Annotated in this window: 19 protein-coding genes; 3 read left to right on the top strand and 16 right to left on the bottom strand. The window is 63.0% G+C overall.

Annotation, left to right across the window (positions count from 1 at the left end; genetic code table 11):
• Positions 1 to 389 precede the first annotated feature (389 nt).
• The 10 genes from L2I46_RS27590 to L2I46_RS27545 all read right to left on the bottom strand — a co-directional run bounded on the left by L2I46_RS27590 (position 390) and on the right by L2I46_RS27545 (position 8,204).
• Positions 390 to 1,349: a YbgA family protein gene (locus L2I46_RS27590; RefSeq protein ID WP_102002078.1), complete on the bottom strand. Its 960-nt coding sequence runs from the start codon at positions 1,347 to 1,349 to the stop codon at positions 390 to 392.
• Positions 1,346 to 1,897, bottom strand: coding sequence for a DUF3833 domain-containing protein (locus L2I46_RS27585; RefSeq protein ID WP_065884082.1), 552 nt, complete (start codon positions 1,895 to 1,897; stop codon positions 1,346 to 1,348). The genes L2I46_RS27590 and L2I46_RS27585 overlap by 4 nt, the downstream gene beginning before the upstream one ends.
• Positions 1,894 to 2,418, bottom strand: a complete 525-nt coding sequence (locus tag L2I46_RS27580) for a hypothetical protein (protein ID WP_236948373.1) — start codon at positions 2,416 to 2,418, stop codon at positions 1,894 to 1,896. The genes L2I46_RS27585 and L2I46_RS27580 overlap by 4 nt, the downstream gene beginning before the upstream one ends.
• Positions 2,415 to 2,900: a DUF2878 domain-containing protein gene (locus tag L2I46_RS27575; protein ID WP_102002076.1), complete on the bottom strand. Its 486-nt coding sequence runs from the start codon at positions 2,898 to 2,900 to the stop codon at positions 2,415 to 2,417. Before L2I46_RS27575 ends, L2I46_RS27580 begins: the two co-directional genes overlap by 4 nt.
• Positions 2,897 to 4,117: an SAM-dependent methyltransferase gene (locus tag L2I46_RS27570; RefSeq protein ID WP_032454723.1), complete on the bottom strand. Its 1,221-nt coding sequence runs from the start codon at positions 4,115 to 4,117 to the stop codon at positions 2,897 to 2,899. Before L2I46_RS27570 ends, L2I46_RS27575 begins: the two co-directional genes overlap by 4 nt.
• Positions 4,114 to 4,836 carry a DUF1365 domain-containing protein gene (locus tag L2I46_RS27565; RefSeq protein ID WP_048291159.1) on the bottom strand — a complete coding sequence of 241 codons (723 nt, stop codon included), beginning with the start codon at positions 4,834 to 4,836 and terminating at the stop codon, positions 4,114 to 4,116. Before L2I46_RS27565 ends, L2I46_RS27570 begins: the two co-directional genes overlap by 4 nt.
• A gap of 1 nt (position 4,837) precedes the next feature.
• Complete coding sequence (locus L2I46_RS27560) at positions 4,838 to 6,097, bottom strand: NAD(P)/FAD-dependent oxidoreductase (RefSeq protein ID WP_101862723.1); 1,260 nt, start codon at positions 6,095 to 6,097, stop codon at positions 4,838 to 4,840.
• Positions 6,094 to 6,813 carry an SDR family NAD(P)-dependent oxidoreductase gene (locus tag L2I46_RS27555; protein WP_032454726.1) on the bottom strand — a complete coding sequence of 240 codons (720 nt, stop codon included), beginning with the start codon at positions 6,811 to 6,813 and terminating at the stop codon, positions 6,094 to 6,096. The genes L2I46_RS27560 and L2I46_RS27555 overlap by 4 nt, the downstream gene beginning before the upstream one ends.
• A complete protein-coding gene (locus L2I46_RS27550; RefSeq protein ID WP_023291810.1) occupies positions 6,810 to 7,244 on the bottom strand; it encodes a nuclear transport factor 2 family protein in 435 nt (144 codons plus the stop codon). Before L2I46_RS27550 ends, L2I46_RS27555 begins: the two co-directional genes overlap by 4 nt.
• Positions 7,245 to 7,475: 231 nt before the next feature.
• Complete coding sequence (locus tag L2I46_RS27545) at positions 7,476 to 8,204, bottom strand: MerR family transcriptional regulator (protein WP_085551950.1); 729 nt, start codon at positions 8,202 to 8,204, stop codon at positions 7,476 to 7,478.
• A gap of 116 nt (positions 8,205 to 8,320) precedes the next feature.
• Here L2I46_RS27545 and L2I46_RS27540 point away from each other — a divergent pair, with 116 nt between their 5' ends.
• Entirely contained in the window at positions 8,321 to 8,854 is a 534-nt protein-coding gene (locus L2I46_RS27540) for a lipocalin family protein (RefSeq protein ID WP_102002176.1), read from the top strand.
• A 9-nt stretch (positions 8,855 to 8,863) separates the two neighbouring features.
• On the opposite strand, the gene L2I46_RS27535 is transcribed toward L2I46_RS27540, so the two are convergent.
• From L2I46_RS27535 to L2I46_RS27515, 5 genes are all read right to left on the bottom strand, one after another.
• Entirely contained in the window at positions 8,864 to 9,211 is a 348-nt protein-coding gene (locus L2I46_RS27535; RefSeq protein ID WP_032454727.1) for a DUF1294 domain-containing protein, read from the bottom strand.
• A 72-nt stretch (positions 9,212 to 9,283) separates the two neighbouring features.
• On the bottom strand, positions 9,284 to 12,433 hold the full coding sequence (locus L2I46_RS27530; RefSeq protein ID WP_236948372.1) for a CusA/CzcA family heavy metal efflux RND transporter: 3,150 nt from the start codon (positions 12,431 to 12,433) through the stop codon (positions 9,284 to 9,286).
• Positions 12,434 to 12,444: 11 nt separating this feature from the next.
• Positions 12,445 to 13,710, bottom strand: a complete 1,266-nt coding sequence (locus L2I46_RS27525) for an efflux RND transporter periplasmic adaptor subunit (RefSeq protein ID WP_121936426.1) — start codon at positions 13,708 to 13,710, stop codon at positions 12,445 to 12,447.
• Between the two features lie 44 nt (positions 13,711 to 13,754).
• A complete protein-coding gene (gene cusF, locus L2I46_RS27520; protein WP_101862725.1) occupies positions 13,755 to 14,099 on the bottom strand; it encodes a cation efflux system protein CusF in 345 nt (114 codons plus the stop codon).
• A gap of 17 nt (positions 14,100 to 14,116) precedes the next feature.
• Positions 14,117 to 15,502 (bottom strand): efflux transporter outer membrane subunit, encoded by a 1,386-nt coding sequence (locus L2I46_RS27515; RefSeq protein ID WP_236948374.1) that lies wholly within the window; start codon positions 15,500 to 15,502, stop codon positions 14,117 to 14,119.
• 172 nt (positions 15,503 to 15,674) lie between these two features.
• On the opposite strand from L2I46_RS27515, the gene cusR reads away from it, so the two are divergent.
• Positions 15,675 to 16,358, top strand: a complete 684-nt coding sequence (cusR, locus tag L2I46_RS27510) for a copper response regulator transcription factor CusR (RefSeq protein WP_004206716.1) — start codon at positions 15,675 to 15,677, stop codon at positions 16,356 to 16,358.
• Positions 16,348 to 17,790 (top strand): Cu(+)/Ag(+) sensor histidine kinase, encoded by a 1,443-nt coding sequence (locus L2I46_RS27505; RefSeq protein WP_023291816.1) that lies wholly within the window; start codon positions 16,348 to 16,350, stop codon positions 17,788 to 17,790. The genes cusR and L2I46_RS27505 overlap by 11 nt, the downstream gene beginning before the upstream one ends.
• Positions 17,791 to 17,843: 53 nt before the next feature.
• Here L2I46_RS27505 and L2I46_RS27500 read toward each other — a convergent pair whose 3' ends face one another.
• Entirely contained in the window at positions 17,844 to 18,965 is a 1,122-nt protein-coding gene (locus L2I46_RS27500; protein WP_023291817.1) for a ribosomal protein uL16 3-hydroxylase, read from the bottom strand.
• Positions 18,966 to 19,332 lie beyond the last annotated feature (367 nt).

Genomic DNA, 19,332 nt, shown 5'->3' with positions numbered 1-19,332 from the left:
CAGCGCCGCCGGGCGGTCAGGCGCCGCACCCGCGGTAGTGCCGGATGGCGGCATAAATGCCTTATCCGGCCTACGTTTCTGAGGAGGCCTGCGGGATACCCCCAGGCCCGGAAGGCGCAGCGCCGCCGGGCGGTCTGCCGCCGCACCCGCGGTAGTGCCGGATGGCGGCATAAATGCCTTATCCGGCCTACGTTTCTGAGGAGGCCTGCGGGATCCCCCTGTAGGCCCGGCAAGCGCAGCGCCGCCGGGCGGTCAGGCGCCGCACCCGCGGTAGTGCCGGATGGCGGCATAAATGCCTTATCCGGCCTACGTTCCTGAGGAGGCCTGCGGGATACCCCCCCGTAGGCCCGCGCAAGCGCAGCGCCGCCGGGCAGCTGGCCCAGGTTCCCTCAGTTCACCGTCAGGCGCAGGGCAAGATCCTGCGGGTAGGGGTCAAAATAGTTCTGCGCCTGCAGGTAGCGATCCGGATACTCGGCCAGATAGTGCTTAAGCAGCGTCAGCGGCGCGAGGATCGGCAGCAGCCCGGCGCGATAGTTGAGGATCACCTCCCGCAGCTCGCCGCGCTGGCGGCTGTTCAGCTGGTCGCGGAAATAACCCTGAATATGCATCAGCACGTTGGTGTGGTTTTTCCGCGAGGCGGGCCGCTTGAGGATCGCCATCAGCTTCTCGCGGTAGACCTCGAAGAAAGCCTCCAGATCCTCCCATTCATGCAGCGAGGCGACGAACGGGCCGATCTCGCGGTAGCCCGCCTGGTGGTGAGCCAGCAGCTGCAGCTTGTAGCGGCTGTGAAAGGCCAGCAGGCCGTGGCGGGTCAGGCCGCGGGCGCGCAGGGCGTTGAGTTCATGCAGGGCGAAGACGCGCTCGACAAAATTCTCCCGCAGCAGCGGATCGTGCAGCCGGCCATCCTCTTCCACCGGCAGCCACGGGTAGCGCGCCATCAGGGCGCCGGTAAACAGCCCCACGCCTTCCTTACGCCCGCGATTGCCTTTTTCATCATACAGCCGCACGCGCTCCATCCCGCAGCTCGGCGATTTGGCGCAGACGATAAAGCCCGACAGCTCGCCCAGGGTTGCCAGATGGGCGTTGGCGAAATCGGTCATCTTCTCCGTCACATCCTCGTGCGGGGCGTGGCTGAAGCGCATGCGGATCTCCCCGACCGGGGTCTGCACCAGCCGGAGCGCCGGGCGGGGAACGGGCAGGCCGATCGCCATCTCCGGGCAGACGGGCTTAAACGCCACCCACTGCGCGAGCTCATCCATCACAAAGCCCATACGCTTATGCCCGCCGTCGAATCGCACGGCTGAGCCGGTTAAACATCCGCTGATCCCAATGACAGGTTGCGTGTTCATGGCGCTGTCCTCTCTTCTGCTGTGGTTCGGGTAAAGAAAAGGGTCACGGTGGCCACCGTAATGCCGAATTTCTTCATCTCGGTTTTGTTAAACAAATGGCTGCCGTCCTGCAGGAACATCCAGTCGTCAAAGTGCAGCAGCCACCGGCTGCCGCTGGCCTCGACGTTCATGCTGTAGCGCCAGTGAAAGGCATTGCCTGCCGCCTGGCCGCTGGCCACGCCTTCGATATCCCCGGCGGTGCCCTGATAACGGTTATCGCCGGTGCGGCGAATGCGCCACACCCGCTGCTGTTTCTCGCCATCGTCATAGACAAAGCGCTCATGGAGCGTCAGGGTGTCGCCGACGACGTCGCCATCGATCGCTACATGGAAGCGGCGCAGCTGTTTGCCGCGGCGATCCTGCACCATCCCCCACGCCTCGGTTTGGCCCTGAAAATAGTGGAAGATGTCGAGGGCGGGCTGCTGCTGCCGGTACTCGGTGACCTCGGTGCTGCAGCCGGCGAGCATCAGCATCAGCAGCGCCAGGCCACGGGTCAGAATGCGTTTCATGGTGTACCTCCGATCAACTGCTGACGCAGTTCGGGATAAGTGGTGCGCGGATCGAGCCAGATGGCGAGAAAGCGGGTGCTGAACGCCGCCGACTGGCGCGGGCCGAGCGGGGTAAAGGCGGTCTGCGCGGCGCTGGCGCGGTACCAGAACTGCCCCTCGCCGCCGCTGACCACGAACGCCAGCTGGCTGCCCGACGCAACGTCCGGCCAGATCCCCTGCAGCATGCGCAGCCAGGCTTCGCTGCGCGGCTCCTGCTGCAGAATGCCCTGCGCTTGCCACTGGTCGCGGGTGGCCTCCACCAGCGCCTCGCGATCGATGTCGCGCCGGTAGGTGATGATCAGCGCCCGATCCTGCTGCGGGCCGGCATACCGGCCATTGGGCGTGCGCAGCAGTGAGTGATAGACAGTGAACGGCCCCCAGGTGAGGGTCGCCTCGCCGACGCGGCGCCACGTCAGCCAGTCGGCGGCGTGGGCCGCCGGGGCGAGGGCGCTCAGCCACAGCAGTAACAGGGCGAATCTCATTTTTGCCTCCCCATCCCCAGATGGAACAACAGCATGAGCACCAGCCAGCCGCAGGCCATGGCGGCCACGGCAAGCGCCGTCGGTACCAGCAGGGTCATGGCTCCGAGGCGAGCGCCGATCAGGTAGGCCACCGGGCCGCCGACGGTGGCCACCGCGGCCAGCACCCAGCCGGGAAGCGTCGTGGTGTGGGTCAGCCGGGTCCAGACGACGGCGAACATCAGCCACAGGGCCACCATCCACAGGGGCAGCAGGCTGTCGCCGGGAAAATCAATCAGCCCCGCCAGCGCCCAGCAGGCGTCCAGCCCGCAGCCCGCCGCGGCCAGCAGCAGAGCGGGCGGACGACTGGCCGCCGGCAACCGCAGCCAGGCGAACAGCGCCAGCGTCAGCCAGATCAGCAGGCCGCGCTCGCGCAACATCACCACCAGCGTCCAGTAAACATCGAACGCGAGGGCCATCAGCAGGTGCTGCGCCGGGCGTGTCATACCCGCTCCGCGGTGAGCTGCACCACGCTGATGGTGCGGGCGTTAAATCCGGCTTCGCAGTAGCCGAAGTAGTAGAGCCACATCCGGCGGAAGCGCTCATCAAAGCCGAGCTTTTCAATATCCTGCCAGGCATGGGTAAAACGCTGCCGCCAGTGCGCCAGCGTGCGGGCATAGTCCGGGCCCATGTCGAACAGGTTGCGCACCACAAAATCGGTATGGCGGGTCATCAGCTCGCTCATTGCCGTGATGCTGGGCAAAAAGCCGCCCGGGAAGATGTAGCGCTGGATAAAATCGACGCTTTTGCTGTAGTCGCGATAGCGCTGATCCTGGATGGTGATCGCCTGCAGGGCCATTTTGCCGCCCGGGCGCAGGCGCGCCTGACAGGTGCGGAAAAAGGCCGGCAGGTAGCGCTGGCCCACCGCTTCAATCATCTCCACCGACACCAGTTTGTCGTACTCGCCGCGCAGATCGCGGTAGTCGCAGAGCAGCACCTCGACGCGATCCTGCAGCCCGGCGCGGGCCATGCGCTCGGTAGCCCAGCGGTGCTGCTCCCGGGAGAGGGTGGTGGTGGTGACCCGGCAGCCGTAATGGCGGGCGGCGTACTCGGCCAGCGCCCCCCAGCCGGTGCCAATCTCCAGCAGATGATCGCCGGGAGTGAGCGCCAGCTGGTCGCACAGGCGCGCCATCTTGGCCCGCTGGGCCTGGGTCAGATCCTGCTGGTCGTCGGCAAACAGCGCGCTGGAGTAGAGCAGGTCGTCATCCAGAAAGTGGGCATAAAATTCGTTGCCGAGGTCGTAATGGGCGGCGATGTTCTCCCGCGCCTGAGCGCGGGTGTTGCGGCGGGTCCAGTGGCGCAGGCGGGCGACGGGCTTGCCCAGCAGACGAAAGCCGCGCTCCAGACGCCCCAGCACCTCGCCGTTGCGCGCAAGGATCTGCAGCAGCGCCGTCAGCTGGTGGCTCTCCCAGTCGCCGTCCATCCAGGCCTCGGCCGCCGCCAGGCTGCCGCCGGTCAGCAGACGCCAGTACACCTCCGGCGTGCAGACCCGCGCCTCGGCGCGCAGCGCGGCGGCGGGGTCGCCAAAATGAAAAGTCTGCGCCCCTTCGCGCACGGTGAGCGAGCCTTCGCGGAGGCCGCTCAACAGACGAAAGAGCAGCCAGCGCGCGAGCCGCACGTTGCGCGGCACATCGGGTTCAAGCGCAAAGACGGGATCGGTCATGAGCGTTCACTCCTGCTGACAGGATGGTTGTACAGCGGCACGCGCTTCAGCCACAGCCGCAGCGCCTGCCAGTAGATGGCGAGGGCGGTTTTCAGGGTCATCATCGGCAGACGCAGCAGCAGCCCGCGCAGGTTGGCGCGGGTTAACGGCACGCGGCTCAGGGCCAGCGTGGCGTCGAACACCTTGCTGGCCTGATGGTTTTCAATGTGCATGTGCAGCGTTTTGCCGGGCGCGTTGAAGCGCCAGTGATAGACCATGTCCATCGGGTTAAACGGCGAAACGTGAAAGGCTTTCTCCAGCGGGCGCGCCTGCTGGCCGTCCACCGCGTAGTAATGACGCTCATTCCACGGCGTGTTGCGCACTTCGGCCAGCACCCAGCGCAGGGTGTCGGCCTCGTCATAGCAGTAGTAAAAGTTGACCGGATTAAAATGGAAGCCGAAGTAGCGCAGCTGGGTCAGGAGCATCACGCGTCCCGCCGGGCGGCAACCGGTCAGGCTCTCCAGCCGGTTCAGCGCCTGAGCCTTCAGCGGCGCGCCCAGCGGATAATCGGCGTCGTACCAGGCGGCGGCGGCCAGGCGGTTGCGGCGGATGCCCGCCTCAGGCAGCCTGTCCAGTTCGTCGAGGTCGAGCCAGGCCATAAACAGGCGGTAGACGAAGTGGTGCGCCTTCGGCTGCAGGCGACGGTGGCGCAGGACGCCCTGATAGAGGCAGCTGTTCATTTCAGTTGCCCTCCGCCGCGGCGATGCCCTGCACCACGTCGAGCGCGCTGCGCACCCCGTCCTCATGAAAGCCGTTGTACCAGTAGGCCCCACAGTACCAGCTCCGCTGCTGGCCGTTAATCTCTTCGCGCCGCAGCTGGGCCGACCAGCTTTGCGGGTTAAACAGCGGATGCTCATAGACGAAGCGCTGCCAGACGTAGCGCTCGTCCACCGGCGCGTCCGGGTTCAGGGTGACGCAGAACAGCGGCGCGCCCGCGGGCAGCCCCTGGAGAATATTCATGTTGTAGGTGACGCAGGCCCGGGCCCGATCCCCGTCGCTCAGGCGATAGTTCCAGCTGGCCCAGGCGCGCTGACGCGCCGGCAGCCAGCGCGGATCGCTGTGCAGCACCACCTCGTTGCGCTGCCAGCCGATGTCCCCCAGCACCTCACGCTCGGCGTCGGTGGGCGCCGCCAGCATCGCCAGCGCCTGCGCGGAGTGGCAGGCGAAGATCACCTGGTCAAAATGCGCCTCCCCGGACGCCAGCCGCAGGGTAACCCCTGTCGGGTGGCGCTCCACCTGCTGCACCGGCGCGTTGAGTCGCAGGTCCAGGCGGTCGCCGAGCCTGGCGAGCAGGGCGCGAACGTATTCCCGGGAACCGCCGGGCACTACGTACCACTGCGGGCGATCGCGAATGTCCAGCAGGCCGTGGTGTTCAAAGAAGCGCAAAAACAGCGGCAGCGGGAAGCGGCGCATCTCCTGCAGCGACGACGACCAGATGGCCGCCCCCATCGGCAGGATATAGTGGCGGGCGAAGAAGGGGCTGAAGCGGTGGCGGGCGAGGAAGCTCTCCAGCGTCGCCCCCGGATCCAGCGCCTCGGTCAGCGCCAGTTTCGCCAGCCGGTTGAAGCGGACGATCTCGCTCAGCAGCCCCCAGAAGGCCGGCTTCAGCAGATTGCGCCGCTGGGCGAAGAGCGAGGTCAGGCTGTGGCCGTTGTACTCCAGGCCGCTGGCCGGGTTGTGGACCGAGAAGCTCATCTGCGTTTTTTGCCCGTCGATCCCCAGCTCGCTGAGCAGGCCCATAAAGCGCGGATAGGTGCGATCGTTGTAGACAATAAATCCGGTATCGATGGCCCAGGTGCCCTGCGGCGTGGCGACATCCACGGTGGCGGTGTGGCCGCCCGGCGTGGCGCCCGCTTCGAACAGCGTCACCTGATGGTGTCCGGCCAGCCGCCAGGCGCAGGTCAGCCCGGCGATGCCGCTGCCGATGATGGCGATGTTCATGAGCGCACCATCCTGCGCAATAGCAGGCGCTGTATACCTGACGGCAGGCTGGCCAGCAGCCGCAGGGCCAGGCTGAAGCCGGTGGGGAAGGCGATGTGGTTTTTGCCCTTCGCCAGGCCGTGGCGGATCGCCGCCACCGCCCGATCGACGCTCACCCGGCCGGGCATGGCAAAGTCGTTTTTGCGCGTCAGCGGGGTGTCGACGAAGCCTGGAGAGACCACCGTGACGGCGACCCCTTTCGGCTCCCAGTCCAGACGCAGGCTATTGGCAAACCAGGTCAGCGCCGCCTTGGAGGCGCCATAGGCTTCCGCGCGCGGGAAGGGCAGCCAGTGCGCCATGGAGCTGACCAGCACCACCCGATCGCCTGCTTCCAGCTGCGTCTGCAGCGCCGCCAGGCAGTTCACCGGCCCGAGGAAGTTGGTGGCCATCACCCGCTCCACGAGGGCGGCATCCACCTGCCCGTGGTCGAGGTATTCGCAGGTGCCGGCGCAGAGAATGATCAGGTCGGCAAAACAGCCCGTCAGCGCCTGGCGACAGGCGTCCCTGTCTGTCATATCGAACAGGCGCGCGCTGATGTTGGGGCTGAACTGCTGCAGCGCCGTCAGGCGCGAAGCATCGCGCCCGCAGGCGATGACCAGGTGGCCATCCGCCGCGAAGGATTTCGCCAGGCCGGCGCCGATCCCGGAGCTGGCGCCGGTGATAAGCACCGTCATCATGAGCGCACCCTCCGTTTCACGCCGCGTACCGCCCAGCCCAGCAGGGGAAGGTGCTCGTAGATCATCTCCCCGGCGTCGTAGTAGTCGCGCTGGTGGAGAACCTGCTCCCCGGCAATGTCCACCACCGAGCAGCCCGGCAGGGCCAGGGTTTCTCCGCCGGCAATACGCGGATGCGACCAGTGCATGGTCCAGGTTACGGCGAACCGCTGACCGTCGCAGAGCGGCGCGTCGATGGTGAACCGGCACTGCTCCACGTTGGCCAGCAGATGGGTAAAGTAGCGCTGGATGGCAAACAGTCCCTGGTGCTGACCAAAAGGATCGCTCAGCGTCGCGTCCGGATGGTACAGCGCGGCCAGCGCCGTGGGCGGCTGCGCATCCAGCCCGGCGTAGTACTCAACGAAACGACGAATGACGGACGGCGTGGTGCTCATGGATCACATCCTGGCTAAACACGGTGGCGTAATGGCATACTTAAAACTTACACAAATAAAATTATTTGTCCAAGTTTGTGAAAAAATATATTTTATTTATGTTTAAAATCAGGTTGTTATTATTGGTGTTTTAAAGGATGAAAATCGCGGGTTGCACGAAGGGCAAACGTGCGCCCGCCGCGCCGCCGGGCGCAGGTGGAACAGATAGTGGGGGGAAGTGAAAACCGGGGGTTAGAGCGGGATCACCTCGAGGGAGACGACCTGCTGCTGCCAGAGTTCGACCTGCCTCTGACGAGCGGCGGAGAGTTTGCCGCTGGTGACCAGCAGCCAGTTGCGCTGGGGGAAAATCTCCGGCGCCAGCGCGGCGGGAGGCACCGGCAGGACGTCGATGCGATGGCCCTGGCCGGTGCGTTTGAGCGCTTCAAGCCAGATTTCGCAGGCGTCGGTCAGGTGCCAGCCGGTGATCAGAAAGTTGTCCCCGGGCGCCTTCTTGTCGCCTTCGAGGCAAAACGAGGTGTAGGCGATGATGATGCCGTCGAGGATTTCGCGCAGGGTCATGATGGCCGGCACGTTGGCGGAGACCTGGCTGCGCAGCGGACGCAGCACCTCGGTCACCAGCTCCTGGCGCGGATATTCGCGGCCGGCATCGTAGATCAGCTGGCGCAGGGACTCGATTTTTCCCTCTTTCAGCCGCTGCAGCATGCTCTCCTGCAGCGTCAGCCAGTTGTTGGTGCGCCGCGCGCCGGGGCGCGACAGCAGGGGCTTCACCTGGCTGACCGGCACCCCTTTTTTCACCCAGTCGAGGATTTTAAGCGCCTGCTGGACGTCGTCATCGCTGTACAGACGGTGTCCACCATCGGTGCGCAGCGGCTTGAGCAGGCCATAGCGGCGCTGCCAGGCGCGAAGCGTGGTCGCATTTATCCCGCAGAGTCGGGCAAATTCGCCGATGGAGTAAGGCATGGAGGCCACCTGTTAACAAAGAATATTCTCAATATACTACGAATCACGTCGGCTGGCGTGAAGTGTAGCGGCTTTGCACTACACTTTCCCCAACCGCGTAAATGAAAGGAGTTCTCATGAAGCTATGGCCTGTTGTCACTGGCGTCGCTATCGCGTTGACCCTGGTGGCCTGCAAATCGCCCACCCCGCCGAAGGGCGTTCAGCCGATTAGCGGGTTTGACGCCAGCCGTTACCTCGGGAAATGGTATGAGGTCGCCCGCCTGGAGAATCGCTTCGAGCGAGGCCTGGAGCAGGTGACCGCCACCTACGGCGCCCGCAGCGACGGGGGGATCAGCGTCGTCAATCGCGGTTATGACCCGGTCAAAAAACGCTGGAATGAGAGCGACGGGAAAGCCTATTTCACCGGCGCCCCCACCACCGCGGCGCTGAAGGTGTCGTTCTTCGGGCCGTTCTACGGCGGCTATAACGTGATCCGTCTGGACGACGACTACCAGTATGCGCTGGTCAGCGGCCCCAACCGCGACTATCTGTGGATCCTGTCGCGCACCCCCACCATTCCGGCGGCGGTGAAGCAGGATTACCTGAATACCGCGCGCGAACTGGGCTTTGACGTCGATCGACTGGTGTGGATCCGCCAGACGGCGCGCTAGCCTCGCCCCTTAGCGACTGAGCATGCCAGAGTAAACCGCATATAGCCCGGCCAGCGCCGCCACGTTCAGCGCCACGCTGATGAAAAACCACGTCCGGAAGGGCTGCTTTTGCGTTTTATGACGAAAACACTGCTGGCCGAGGATCGCCCCCGGCCAGCCTCCCGCCAGGCCGAGCACCAGCAGCGTGGTTTCCGGCACCCGTCGCCAGGCTTTGCGCGCCGCCAGCTTGTCGGCGCCATAGATAAGCCATGTCAGAAGGCTGCTCAGTAAAAACCACATCGCCAGCGGGTAGGGGAGCAGGGCGCTGCCCACAGCGGTGAGCAGCAGCAGGGAATAACATACCAGGTTCAGATTCATAGGGACGTTCACGCCGGCCAGAAGAATGGCGCCACTATAGCCAATTTCCCGGACCGGCGTAAACGCGGTGGGCTAGCGGCCGCGCTTGCCCCGATGCCGGGACAGCCACATCAGCTTATACGCCGCCGGAATAATAAACAGCGACAGCAGCGGGGCGGTGATCATTCCGCCAATCATCGGCGCGGCGATGCGGCTCATCACCTCCGACCCGGCGCCGGTGCCCCATAAAATCGGCAGCAGGCCGGCGATAATCACCGCCACGGTCATCGCCTTCGGCCGCACGCGCAGTACTGCCCCCTGATACAGCGCCTCGTCGAGCTTCCCGGCGCTGAAGGTCTGCGGGTTCTCCAGCGCCGGCTCCGCCTCGATGGCGTGGCGCAGGTACATCAGCATCACCACGCCAAACTCCGCGGCCACGCCGGCCAGGGCGATAAAGCCGGTGCCGGTGGCCACCGACAGATGGAAGCCCATCCAGTAGAGGAACCAGATCCCGCCCACAAGGGCGAACGGCACGCTGGCGATGATCAGCAGCGCCTCGCCGACGCGGCGGAACGCCAGGTACAGCAGCACAAAGATAATCATCAGCGTCATCGGCACCATCAGCTTCAGCTTCTGATTGGCGCGCTCCAGCAGCTCAAACTGCCCGGAATACGACACGCTGATGCCCGGCTTCAGCTTCACCTCCTTGCCGATGGCCTGCTGCAGATCGTGCACCACTGACACCATGTCGCGGTCGCGGGCATCGATGTAGATCCAGCTGGTGGGGCGGGCGTTCTCGGTCTTCAGCATCGATGGCCCGCTGACCACCTTCACCTCGGCGACGTCGCCGAGGACGATCTGCTGCTTCAGCGGGGTGAGGATCGGCAGCTGGCGCAGGGTCTGCGGGCTATCGCGGTAGCTCTGCGGATAGCGGATGTTGATCGGATAGCGCTCGACCCCCTCCACCGTTTCGCCGACCATCGCCCCGCCGATAGCGGACGAGACGAACAGCTGCACGTCGCCGACGGTCATTCCGTAGCGGGCCGCCTTCTCACGCTGGATATCAATGTCGAGGTAGCGCCCGCCCACCAGCCGCTCGGCTAACGCCGAGGTCACGCCCGGCACGCTGCGCGCCACCCCCTCAATTTGCCCGGCGATGGCGTCGATATCAGCCAGGTTAGTGCCGGAAACTTTAATGCCGATCGGGCTCTTGATGCCAGTGGAGAGCATGTCGATGCGGTTGCGGATCGGCGGCACCCACAGGTTCGCCAGCCCCGGCAGGCGCACGGTCTTGTCCAGTTCGTCGACGATCTTCTCCATGGTCATCCCCGGCCGCCATTGATCCTGCGGTTTGAGCTGAATGGTGGTCTCCACCATCTCCAGCGGCGCTGAGTCGGTAGCGGTGTCTGCTTTACCCGTTTTGCCGAACACCCGCGCCACCTCCGGCACCGTCATGATCAGCTTGTCGGTCTTCTGCAGCATATCCGCCGCCTGCGAGGCGGAGATCCCGGGCAGCGTTGACGGCATATACAGCAGATCGCCCTCGTTGATCTGGGGCAGAAACTCGCCGCCGACCCGGTTAAGTGGCCAGACAACCGTCAGGATCGACAGGAGCGCGATCAGCAGGGTGGTCTTCGGCCAGTGCAGGACCTTCAGCAGCAGCGGATGGTAAATGCGGATCAAAAAGCGGTTCAGCGGGTTACTGCTCTCCGCCGGGATCCTGCCGCGGATCCAGAAGCCCATCAGGATCGGGATCACCATGATCGCCAGCAGCGCCGCTCCGGCCATCGACCAGGTTTTGGTGAAGGCCAGCGGACCGAACAGTTTGCCCTCCTGGCCTTCGAGGGTGAAAATGGGGATAAACGACAGGGTGATGATCAGCAGGCTGATAAACAGCGCCGGGCCAACCTCCACCGAGGCATCGGTAATGATTTTCCAGCGCCTGTCGTTGCCGAGCTTCTCTCCCGGATGCTGATGCGTCCACTCCTCCAGCCGCTTGTGGGCGTTCTCAATCATCACAATGGCGGCATCGACCATCGCCCCCACCGCAATGGCGATCCCGCCCAGCGACATGATGTTGGCGTTGAGCCCCTGGAAATGCATCATGATAAAGGCGAAGCACAGGCCGAGCGGCAGGGAGATAATCGCCACCAGCGCCGAGCGCACGTGCCACAGGAACAGGGCGCAGACCAGGGCGACGACGATAAACTCTTCCAGCAGCTTGTGGCTGAGGTTATCGATGGCGCGGTCGATAAGCTGGCTGCGGTCGTAGGTGGTGACCACTTCAACCCCTTCCGGCAGGCTGCTTTGCAGCGACGCCAGTTTTTCTTTGACCGCCGAGATCGCTTCCCGGGCGTTCTTGCCGGAGCGCAGGATCACCACGCCGCCGGCCACTTCGCCTTCGCCGTTCAGTTCGGTAATGCCGCGGCGCATCTCCGGGCCGACTTGCACCCGCGCGACGTCGCCGAGATAGACCGGCACGCCGTTATCGCCGGTTTTCAGTACAATGTTTTTGAAGTCGTCGAGGGTCTGCAGATAGCCGCTGGCGCGCACCATATATTCGGCTTCCGCCAGTTCGACCGAAGAGCCGCCCGCCTCCTGGTTAGAGGCGTCCAGCGCCGATTTCACCTCGCCGAGGCTGATGCCGTACTGGGTCAGCTTCATCGGGTCGACGACAATCTGGTACTCCTTGACCACGCCGCCCACCGACGCCACTTCCGAGACGTTAGGAATGGTTTTCAGCTCATATTTTAAGAACCAGTCCTGCAGGGAGCGCAGTTCGGCGAGATCGTGCTTGCCGCTGCGGTCGACCAGCGCGTACTCGAAGACCCAGCCGACGCCGGTGGCGTCCGGGCCCATTTCGGCGCTGACTCCGGCGGGCAGTTTGCCCTGCACTTGGTTGAGATACTCCAGCACCCGCGAGCGCGCCCAGTAAGGGTCGGTGCCGTCTTCAAAAATCACATACACATAAGAGTCGCCAAACTGCGAGAAGCCGCGCACCGTTCTGGCGCCGGGCACCGACAGCATGGTGGTGGTTAGCGGCCAGGTGACCTGGTTTTCGACAATCTGCGGCGCCTGCCCCGGATAGCTGGTTTTGACGATCACCTGTACGTCGGAGAGATCCGGCAGGGCGTCCACCGGGGTGTGGACGATGGTCCAGGTCCCCCAGAGGCTGAGAAACAGCGCGCCCATCATCACCAGGAAGCGGTTGGCCACCGAGCGGCGGATAATCCATTCAATCATTGTTCCGTTCCTCAGTGCGCGTGGGCGGCAGCGGCATCAGGGGCCTGCGCGCGCATGCGCTCCAGCGCGCCGGCGATATTGGCTTCCGAGTCGATCAGGAACAGGCCGCTGGCGACCACCTTCTCGCCCTCCTTCAGCCCGCTGCGAATGGCCGTGACGCCATTGGATTCATGGAAAACCTGGACCTGCTTCGGCACGAAGCGGCCCTCGTTATCCATGGCGATCACCCGCTGCTCGCTGCCGCTGTCGATCAGCGCTTTGGAGGGGATCAGCAGCATTGGTTCGCTGTCACTGGTCAGCTGCAGATAGGCGTTCATCCCCGGCTTCAGCGCTTCATCCGGGTTGTTCACCTGCAGGCGTAGCTGCAGGGTGCGGGTGGCGCTATCGACGCTGGGGAGAATCGTCCATTTGCTGATGCGGAAGGTTTTGTCCGGCCAGGCGGGAACCTGAATGCGGAACTGCGAGGCGTCTTTAATCAGCCAGGCGATGGACTCGGGGACCGCCACGCTGACCCACACCGGGTCCATGCCCTGAATTTTCGCCACCACGTTATCTTTGGCGATGTTCATTCCGGCGCGCAGATCGAAGGCGGTGATCACCCCGTCGATGGGCGCCTTGAGGGTGAAGCGGGTCTGGATCTTGCGCGTGGCTTTCAGGCGGCGGATATCGTCGTCCGGCATTCCGGCGAGACGCAGCCGCTCGAGGATCCCCTCGACCTGGGTGGCGGTGCCGCCGGTCTCCTGCAATAGCAGGTATTCGCTCTGCGCTTCCACCCAGTCCGGGATGGTCAGTTCCAGCAGCGGCGTACCTTGTTGCACTTTGTCGCCGACGGTCAGGGGATAGACTTTATTGATAAAGCCCGCCGCCCGTGCCTGCATAATCACGTACTGGTACTCGTTGTAGCTGATGTTGGCCGGGAAGGTCTGGGCGTAGCGCAGCGGCCCGCGGGTGACGGCGGCGGTTTTCACCCCGAGATTCTGGGTCTGCGTCGGGTCGATACGCACCCCCGGCGCACCGGCGGCGGCACTCTCCTCATCGGCGTATTTCGGCACCAGGTCCATATCCATAAACGGCGATTTACCCGGTTTATCAAAGCGGGTGTTCGGGTACATCGGGTCGTACCAGAACAGCACTTTTCGCTGCTGCTCGGCCGCCGGGGCGGCGGCGGTAGCGTCGAGGGGCGGCGCCATCCGGGTATACAGCGCTGCGGTGAGCGCGCCGCCGATCGCCATGCTGCCGAGGATCAGCGCCGTGTTTTTCAGTGTCAGGGATGCCATGTGTCGTCCATTCAGTTGTTGAGGAGCCTACCGTCGCCGGGCCATTAGTGGGCGCGGATATCCTGTAACAGCGACAGATTGCCCTGCTGAACGAAGGTGAAGTCCACGCTGTCGCCGTCCTTCACATTGTTGAGCTGGGTCTGCGGGGTGATGGTGAAGCGCATGGTCATCGGCGGCCAGTTCACCGCCGGGATGGCTTCGTGGGCAATGGTGATTTTTTTGCTATCCATATCAATGGTTTTAATGACCCCTTTGCCGCTGATGCTTTGCGTCTGCGCGGCGGCGGGCTGTTCGTGCATCGCCATGCCGGCGTGCGGGTCGGCGGCCTGGGCGGCGAACACCGCGCCAAAAATCAGAGTGAACAGGGCGACTTTAGACAGTGAATTCATAATCAAGACTCCTCGGGTTATTCCATCCAGCCGCCGCCGAGGGCGGTGAACAGGGTGATTTCATTTGCCTGACGGGAATAGTTGAGTTCCAGCAGGGTTTGTCGGGTGGTGAAAATGTCGCGCTGGGCGCTCAGCACTTCGATGTAGCTGACCGCGCCGTGGCGATAGAGCGCGGTGGCGCGCTGCAGGGTGATATTGAGTGAAGCGAGATAGCGCTCCTGGGCGGCGATCTGATCGGCCAGGCTTTGGCGCAGGGCCAGCGCGTCGGCCACTTCCTTAAAAGCGGACTGAATTTTTTGCTCGTAGTTGACCACCTGCTGCTGCTGGCGGATCTCCGCCAGATCGAGGTTGGCCTGATTGCGCCCGGCGTTGAAAATCGGAATGTCGATTTTGGGGATGAAGTTCCACATCGCGCTGCCGGCGTTAAACAGGCTGGCGAGCTCGCTGCTGCTGCCGGAGAGCGAGCTGGTCAGGGTGATCGACGGGAAGAAGGCCGCCCGCGCGGCGCCGATGTTGGCGTTGGCCGCCCGCAGGCTGTGTTCGGCCTCTAAAATATCCGGCCGCTGCAGCAGGATCGCTGAAGAGAGCGACGGCGGCAGGGTTACGCCTTGCAGGTCGACGGCGCTGCTGGCGCTATCGTCCGGCAGATGTTGATAACTACCGAGCAACAGCTGCAGAACGTTATTAGCCTGCGCCAGCTGGCCCTGCCGCCTGGCGATCTCGGCGCGGGTGCTCTCGATCATCCCCCGCGCCTGCTCCAGCGCCAGCACGGTAGTGCTGCCGGTCAGCAGCTGTTTTTCAACGAACGCGTAAGACTGCTGATAGTTTTGCAGGGTGTCGTTGGCCACCTGCAGCTGCGCTGCCGCCAGCCGCTGGTTGAAGTAGCTTTGTGAAACGTTAGCAATCAGCAGGATATGCACTGCGCGCCGTGCCTCTTCGCTGGCGAAGAAGTTCTCCCGGTCGGCCTCGCTGAGGTTTTTCAGCCGGCCAAAGAAGTCGAGGTCATAGTTGAGATTCAGCCCGGCGGCGTAATCGCTGCTGGTGGTGGTGTCGCCTTTAAGCTTGCCGCCGTAGGTGGTGCTACCGTCACCGTTCAATTGCGGGTAGCGGTCGGCATCGGTCACCCGATACTGGGCGCGGGCTTCCTGCACTTTCAGCGTCGCCATCCGCAGATCGCGGTTGTTGGTCAGCGCGGTGCCTATCAGGCTTTTCACCTGCGGGTCGACGAAAAAGGTTCGCCAGCCGGTCTCCTGATAGCTCGCGGTTGCGGGAACCAGCTTGTTCTGGCTGAGAGAGAACTGCTGCGGTACCGGCGCGGCGGGGCGCTGGTAGTCCGGAGCGAGCGAGACACAGCCGGTTAAGGCGAGTATCACGCTGAGGGTAAGAAGCGTTATTGGGCGCATGGCGGCAGACGTTTTCGACGATTTATCCATGGCGGCTAATTTACGTAGCGGCCTCTGTTCAGGACGTGACAGGAAAATGACAAAGCTGTCATTTTCCTGATATTTCATTGCTATCCGGAGGCGCTCCTCTAAAATTGAATACCCGCACAGAACGCGCGTGAAGGAGCCGGCGGTGAAGATTTTGATTGTCGAAGATGAGAAGAAAACCGGGGAGTACCTGACCAAAGGGCTTACCGAGGCTGGCTTCGTCGTCGACCTGGCCGATAACGGCCTTAACGGCTATCACCTGGCGATGACCGGCGACTATGATCTGCTGATCCTCGACATCATGCTGCCGGACGTGAACGGCTGGGATATCGTGCGCATGCTGCGCGCCGCCGGGAAAGGCATGCCGATCCTGCTGCTTACCGCGTTGGGCACCATTGAGCATCGGGTGAAGGGGCTGGAGCTGGGCGCCGACGACTATCTGGTGAAGCCGTTCGCCTTTGCGGAACTGCTGGCGCGGGTGCGGACGCTGCTGCGCCGCGGGGCGGCGGTCATTGTCGAAAGCCAGTTTCAGGCGGCGGATCTCAGCGTCGATCTGGTCAGCCGTAAGGTGACGCGCGGCGCCACCCGCATCACCCTGACCAGCAAGGAGTTCACTCTGCTGGAGTTCTTCCTGCGCCATCAGGGCGAAGTGCTGCCGCGTTCGCTGATAGCCTCGCAGGTGTGGGATATGAATTTCGACAGCGATACCAACGCGATAGATGTGGCGGTGAAGCGGCTGCGCGCCAAAATCGATAACGACTTCGAGCCGAAGCTGATCCAGACTGTGCGCGGCGTCGGCTATATGCTTGAGGTGCCGGATGGTCGCTAAGCGCCCCTTTTCCCTGGCTACCCGGCTGAGTTTCTTTATTAGCCTCGCCACCATCATCGCCTTCTTTGCCTTCACCTGGATCATGATCCATTCGGTGAAGGCGCATTTTGAAGAGCGCGACGTTCACGATCTCAGGCAGCTCAGCACCACCCTGGAGACGGTCCTCGACCACGCTGACTACCCGCAGGCGCGGCGGCTGGAGATCGTGAAGAATATCATTGCGGGCTACGCCAACGTCTTTATCTGCCTGGACGATGGGCAGGGCAATATTCTGTTCCAGTCGCCCAACGGGCCGGATCTCAGCCATATGCTGAGTACGCCAGGCCTGGCGATGCAGCTGCGCGACGGGAATGTGATTTCATGGACCGACCCGCAGCCGCGGGCAATGGCGCACGATAATCATCAAATGGAGACCCGTGCCTGGCGGCTGATCATGCTGCCGCTGGGCAAGCAGGCGGATGGCAAGCCGGCGTACCATCTGCTGATGGCCTTATCCATCGATTTTCACCTGCACTATATTAATGAGCTGAAAGCGAAGCTGATTTCCGCCGCGTCGATAATCAGCCTGCTGATCATCGCCATCGTGCTGTTTGTGGTCTATCAGGGGCATAAGCCTATCCGCCAGATCAGCCGGCAGATCCAGAATATTACCTCGCGGGATCTCGACGTGCGCCTCGACCCGCAGGCGGTGCCTATCGAACTGGAGCGGCTGGCGCTGTCCTTTAACCATATGCTGGAGCGAATGGAGGATGTCTTTACCCGCCAGTCGAACTTCTCCGCCGATATCGCCCATGAGATCCGCACGCCGATCACCAACCTGGTGACGCAAACCGAAATCGCCTTAAGCCAGAGCCGCAGCCAGCCGGAGCTGGAAGAGGTGCTCTACTCCAATCTCGAAGAGTTCTCGCGCATGTCGCGGATGGTCAGCGATATGCTGTTCCTCGCCCAGGCCGATAACAACCAGCTGATCCCCGAACAGCGGGAACTGGATCTGGCTGAGGAAGTGCATAAGGTGTTTGAGTTTTTCGAGGCGTGGGCGGAAGAGAAGGCGGTAGCGCTGCGCTTTGACGGCAGCCCCTGCCGGGTGACGGGCGATCCGTTGATGCTGCGGCGGGCGATCAGCAACTTGCTGTCGAACGCGATCCGCTACACCCCGGCTGGCCAGGCGGTGACGATCGCGCTGAGCGAAAGCGCGGAGACGATCCGCCTGGTGGTGGAGAACCCCGGTACGCCGATTGCCGCCGAACATCTGCCGCGGCTGTTTGACCGTTTCTATCGCGTCGACCCCTCGCGCCAGCGCAAAGGGGAGGGCAGCGGCATCGGCCTGGCGATTGTGAAATCCATCGTCAGCGCCCACCACGGCAGCGTGGCGGCGCAGTCCGATCTGCGCTCGACGCGGTTTATTGTGGTGCTGCCGAAACAGGCGCAATAACGGCTGATAGCCAGCGGGCAGCGCCAGGCGGCTGCCCGTAATCGTACCGCGGCTTACTCTTCGAAGTACCAGTAGCCTTGATTAATCAGGCGCGTCAGTTCGCTCACAAACGCCGGGTTTTGCAGGCCGCTGCCGAGCTCTTCCTGACCTAATGAGGTATAGCGGCACAGCGCATCCAGCGCTTCGGCATCGGTGGTGTCCAGCTGTTCGCTATGCACGAAGAAGCTGTCGCCGATATGCAGAACGCGCAGGCCGCTCAGGCGAGAAAGTTTTTCGCCGCCCAGCAGCGCATCGACTACTTCCTCTTCTTCATACGGTGGTTCCGCCGGCGCAATATCCAGCTCGTGACGCGGGGTGGTGACGAAACTGCCGAACCACTGCTTGAAGTCTTCCGGCTGGCGAATCATGTCGATCATCATGCCGCGCAGACGTTCGAGTTCATACTCTTCAACCCGGCCCGGATGCTCGCGGCAGGTGAGGTCCGGATCGCTGTAGTGCTCGCCGCCGAGATCGTTCTCCAGCACATAGTCGGCGAAGCTGCTGATCAGGTCGCGCCCGTTGGGCCCGCGGAAACCCACGGAGTAGTTCAGCGCGGTTTCGTGGGTGATACCATCGTGCGGGAATCCCGGCGGAATATAGAGGATATCGCCCGGCTGCAGATCCTCATCAATAATCGGCGGGAACGGGTCGACGTGCAGCAGCGCGGGATGCGGGCAGAACTGACGCATCGGCAGCTTATCGCCCACGCGCCAGCGGCGGCTGCCCATGCCCTGAATAATAAAGACGTCATACTGATCGATATGCGGCCCGACGCCGCCGCCGGGGACGGAGAAGGAGATCATCAGGTCGTCCAGACGCCAGTCCGGCAGTACGCGGAACGGTCGCACCAGCTCGGCGGCCGGCATATGCCAGTGGTTTACCGCCTGGGCCAGCAGCGACCAGCCGGTCTCGCCCAGGCCATCGAAATGTTCAAAAGGTCCATTGCTGGCCTGCCATTTACCGTTGGCCAGACTGACCAGCCGGCTGTCGACTTCCGGCTCCATGGCTAACCCGGCCAGCTCGTCCGGGGTAATCGGGTCGACGAAGTCCGGAAACGCGTTTTTTAAAACCACCGGCTGCTTTTGCCAGTATTTCTCTAAAAACTCGGGCCAGTTAATGTTGAGTTGATAAGCCATCGATTATTACCAGTAAGAAGAAACGGGCCTGATTATAGAAACGGGGGCTGGGCGGGCGCTTTGTCGTGGGTCAAGAGTGGCGCTTAATTCTCCATCGGCGCGATAATGGCGTTGGGTAAGAGAGAAAAATCACATTTTTGCCAAAAACCAATTTTCGAGTTAGCTACGCTGCAGGCCGCATGAACACTGGGATGGCGGCTTTAATGGTAGGAAGAGGAATAAGCGGAAAGTTCAAATAATGAGCGGTCGATAAGATTTTTCTATTTTAACCCTTGCTACTTCCGGCGAACTCCCTATAATGCGCTCCCACTGACACGGCAGATGTGAATCACTTCACACAAACAGCCGGTTCGGTTGAAGAGAAAAA

Origin of the sequence: Klebsiella sp. 2019SCSN059 (assembly GCF_021739525.1) — a bacterium.
Taxonomy (GTDB): domain Bacteria; phylum Pseudomonadota; class Gammaproteobacteria; order Enterobacterales; family Enterobacteriaceae; genus Klebsiella; species Klebsiella quasipneumoniae.
This window is presented reverse-complemented; position numbering and strand designations above follow the sequence as displayed.

Bases quoted from the DNA above. Each gene is read 5' to 3' on its own strand.
- L2I46_RS27590 (WP_102002078.1), bottom strand. From the start codon at position 1,349: ATGAACACGCAACCTGTCATTGGGATCAGCGGATGTTTAACCGGCTCA.
- L2I46_RS27585 (WP_065884082.1), bottom strand. From the start codon at position 1,897: ATGAAACGCATTCTGACCCGTGGCCTGGCGCTGCTGATGCTGATGCTC.
- L2I46_RS27580 (WP_236948373.1), bottom strand. From the start codon at position 2,418: ATGAGATTCGCCCTGTTACTGCTGTGGCTGAGCGCCCTCGCCCCGGCG.
- L2I46_RS27575 (WP_102002076.1), bottom strand. From the start codon at position 2,900: ATGACACGCCCGGCGCAGCACCTGCTGATGGCCCTCGCGTTCGATGTT.
- L2I46_RS27570 (WP_032454723.1), bottom strand. From the start codon at position 4,117: ATGACCGATCCCGTCTTTGCGCTTGAACCCGATGTGCCGCGCAACGTG.
- L2I46_RS27565 (WP_048291159.1), bottom strand. From the start codon at position 4,836: ATGAACAGCTGCCTCTATCAGGGCGTCCTGCGCCACCGTCGCCTGCAG.
- L2I46_RS27560 (WP_101862723.1), bottom strand. From the start codon at position 6,097: ATGAACATCGCCATCATCGGCAGCGGCATCGCCGGGCTGACCTGCGCC.
- L2I46_RS27555 (WP_032454726.1), bottom strand. From the start codon at position 6,813: ATGATGACGGTGCTTATCACCGGCGCCAGCTCCGGGATCGGCGCCGGC.
- L2I46_RS27550 (WP_023291810.1), bottom strand. From the start codon at position 7,244: ATGAGCACCACGCCGTCCGTCATTCGTCGTTTCGTTGAGTACTACGCC.
- L2I46_RS27545 (WP_085551950.1), bottom strand. From the start codon at position 8,204: ATGCCTTACTCCATCGGCGAATTTGCCCGACTCTGCGGGATAAATGCG.
- L2I46_RS27540 (WP_102002176.1), top strand. From the start codon at position 8,321: ATGAAGCTATGGCCTGTTGTCACTGGCGTCGCTATCGCGTTGACCCTG.
- L2I46_RS27535 (WP_032454727.1), bottom strand. From the start codon at position 9,211: ATGAATCTGAACCTGGTATGTTATTCCCTGCTGCTGCTCACCGCTGTG.
- L2I46_RS27530 (WP_236948372.1), bottom strand. From the start codon at position 12,433: ATGATTGAATGGATTATCCGCCGCTCGGTGGCCAACCGCTTCCTGGTG.
- L2I46_RS27525 (WP_121936426.1), bottom strand. From the start codon at position 13,710: ATGGCATCCCTGACACTGAAAAACACGGCGCTGATCCTCGGCAGCATG.
- cusF (WP_101862725.1), bottom strand. From the start codon at position 14,099: ATGAATTCACTGTCTAAAGTCGCCCTGTTCACTCTGATTTTTGGCGCG.
- L2I46_RS27515 (WP_236948374.1), bottom strand. From the start codon at position 15,502: ATGCGCCCAATAACGCTTCTTACCCTCAGCGTGATACTCGCCTTAACC.
- L2I46_RS27505 (WP_023291816.1), top strand. From the start codon at position 16,348: ATGGTCGCTAAGCGCCCCTTTTCCCTGGCTACCCGGCTGAGTTTCTTT.
- L2I46_RS27500 (WP_023291817.1), bottom strand. From the start codon at position 18,965: ATGGCTTATCAACTCAACATTAACTGGCCCGAGTTTTTAGAGAAATAC.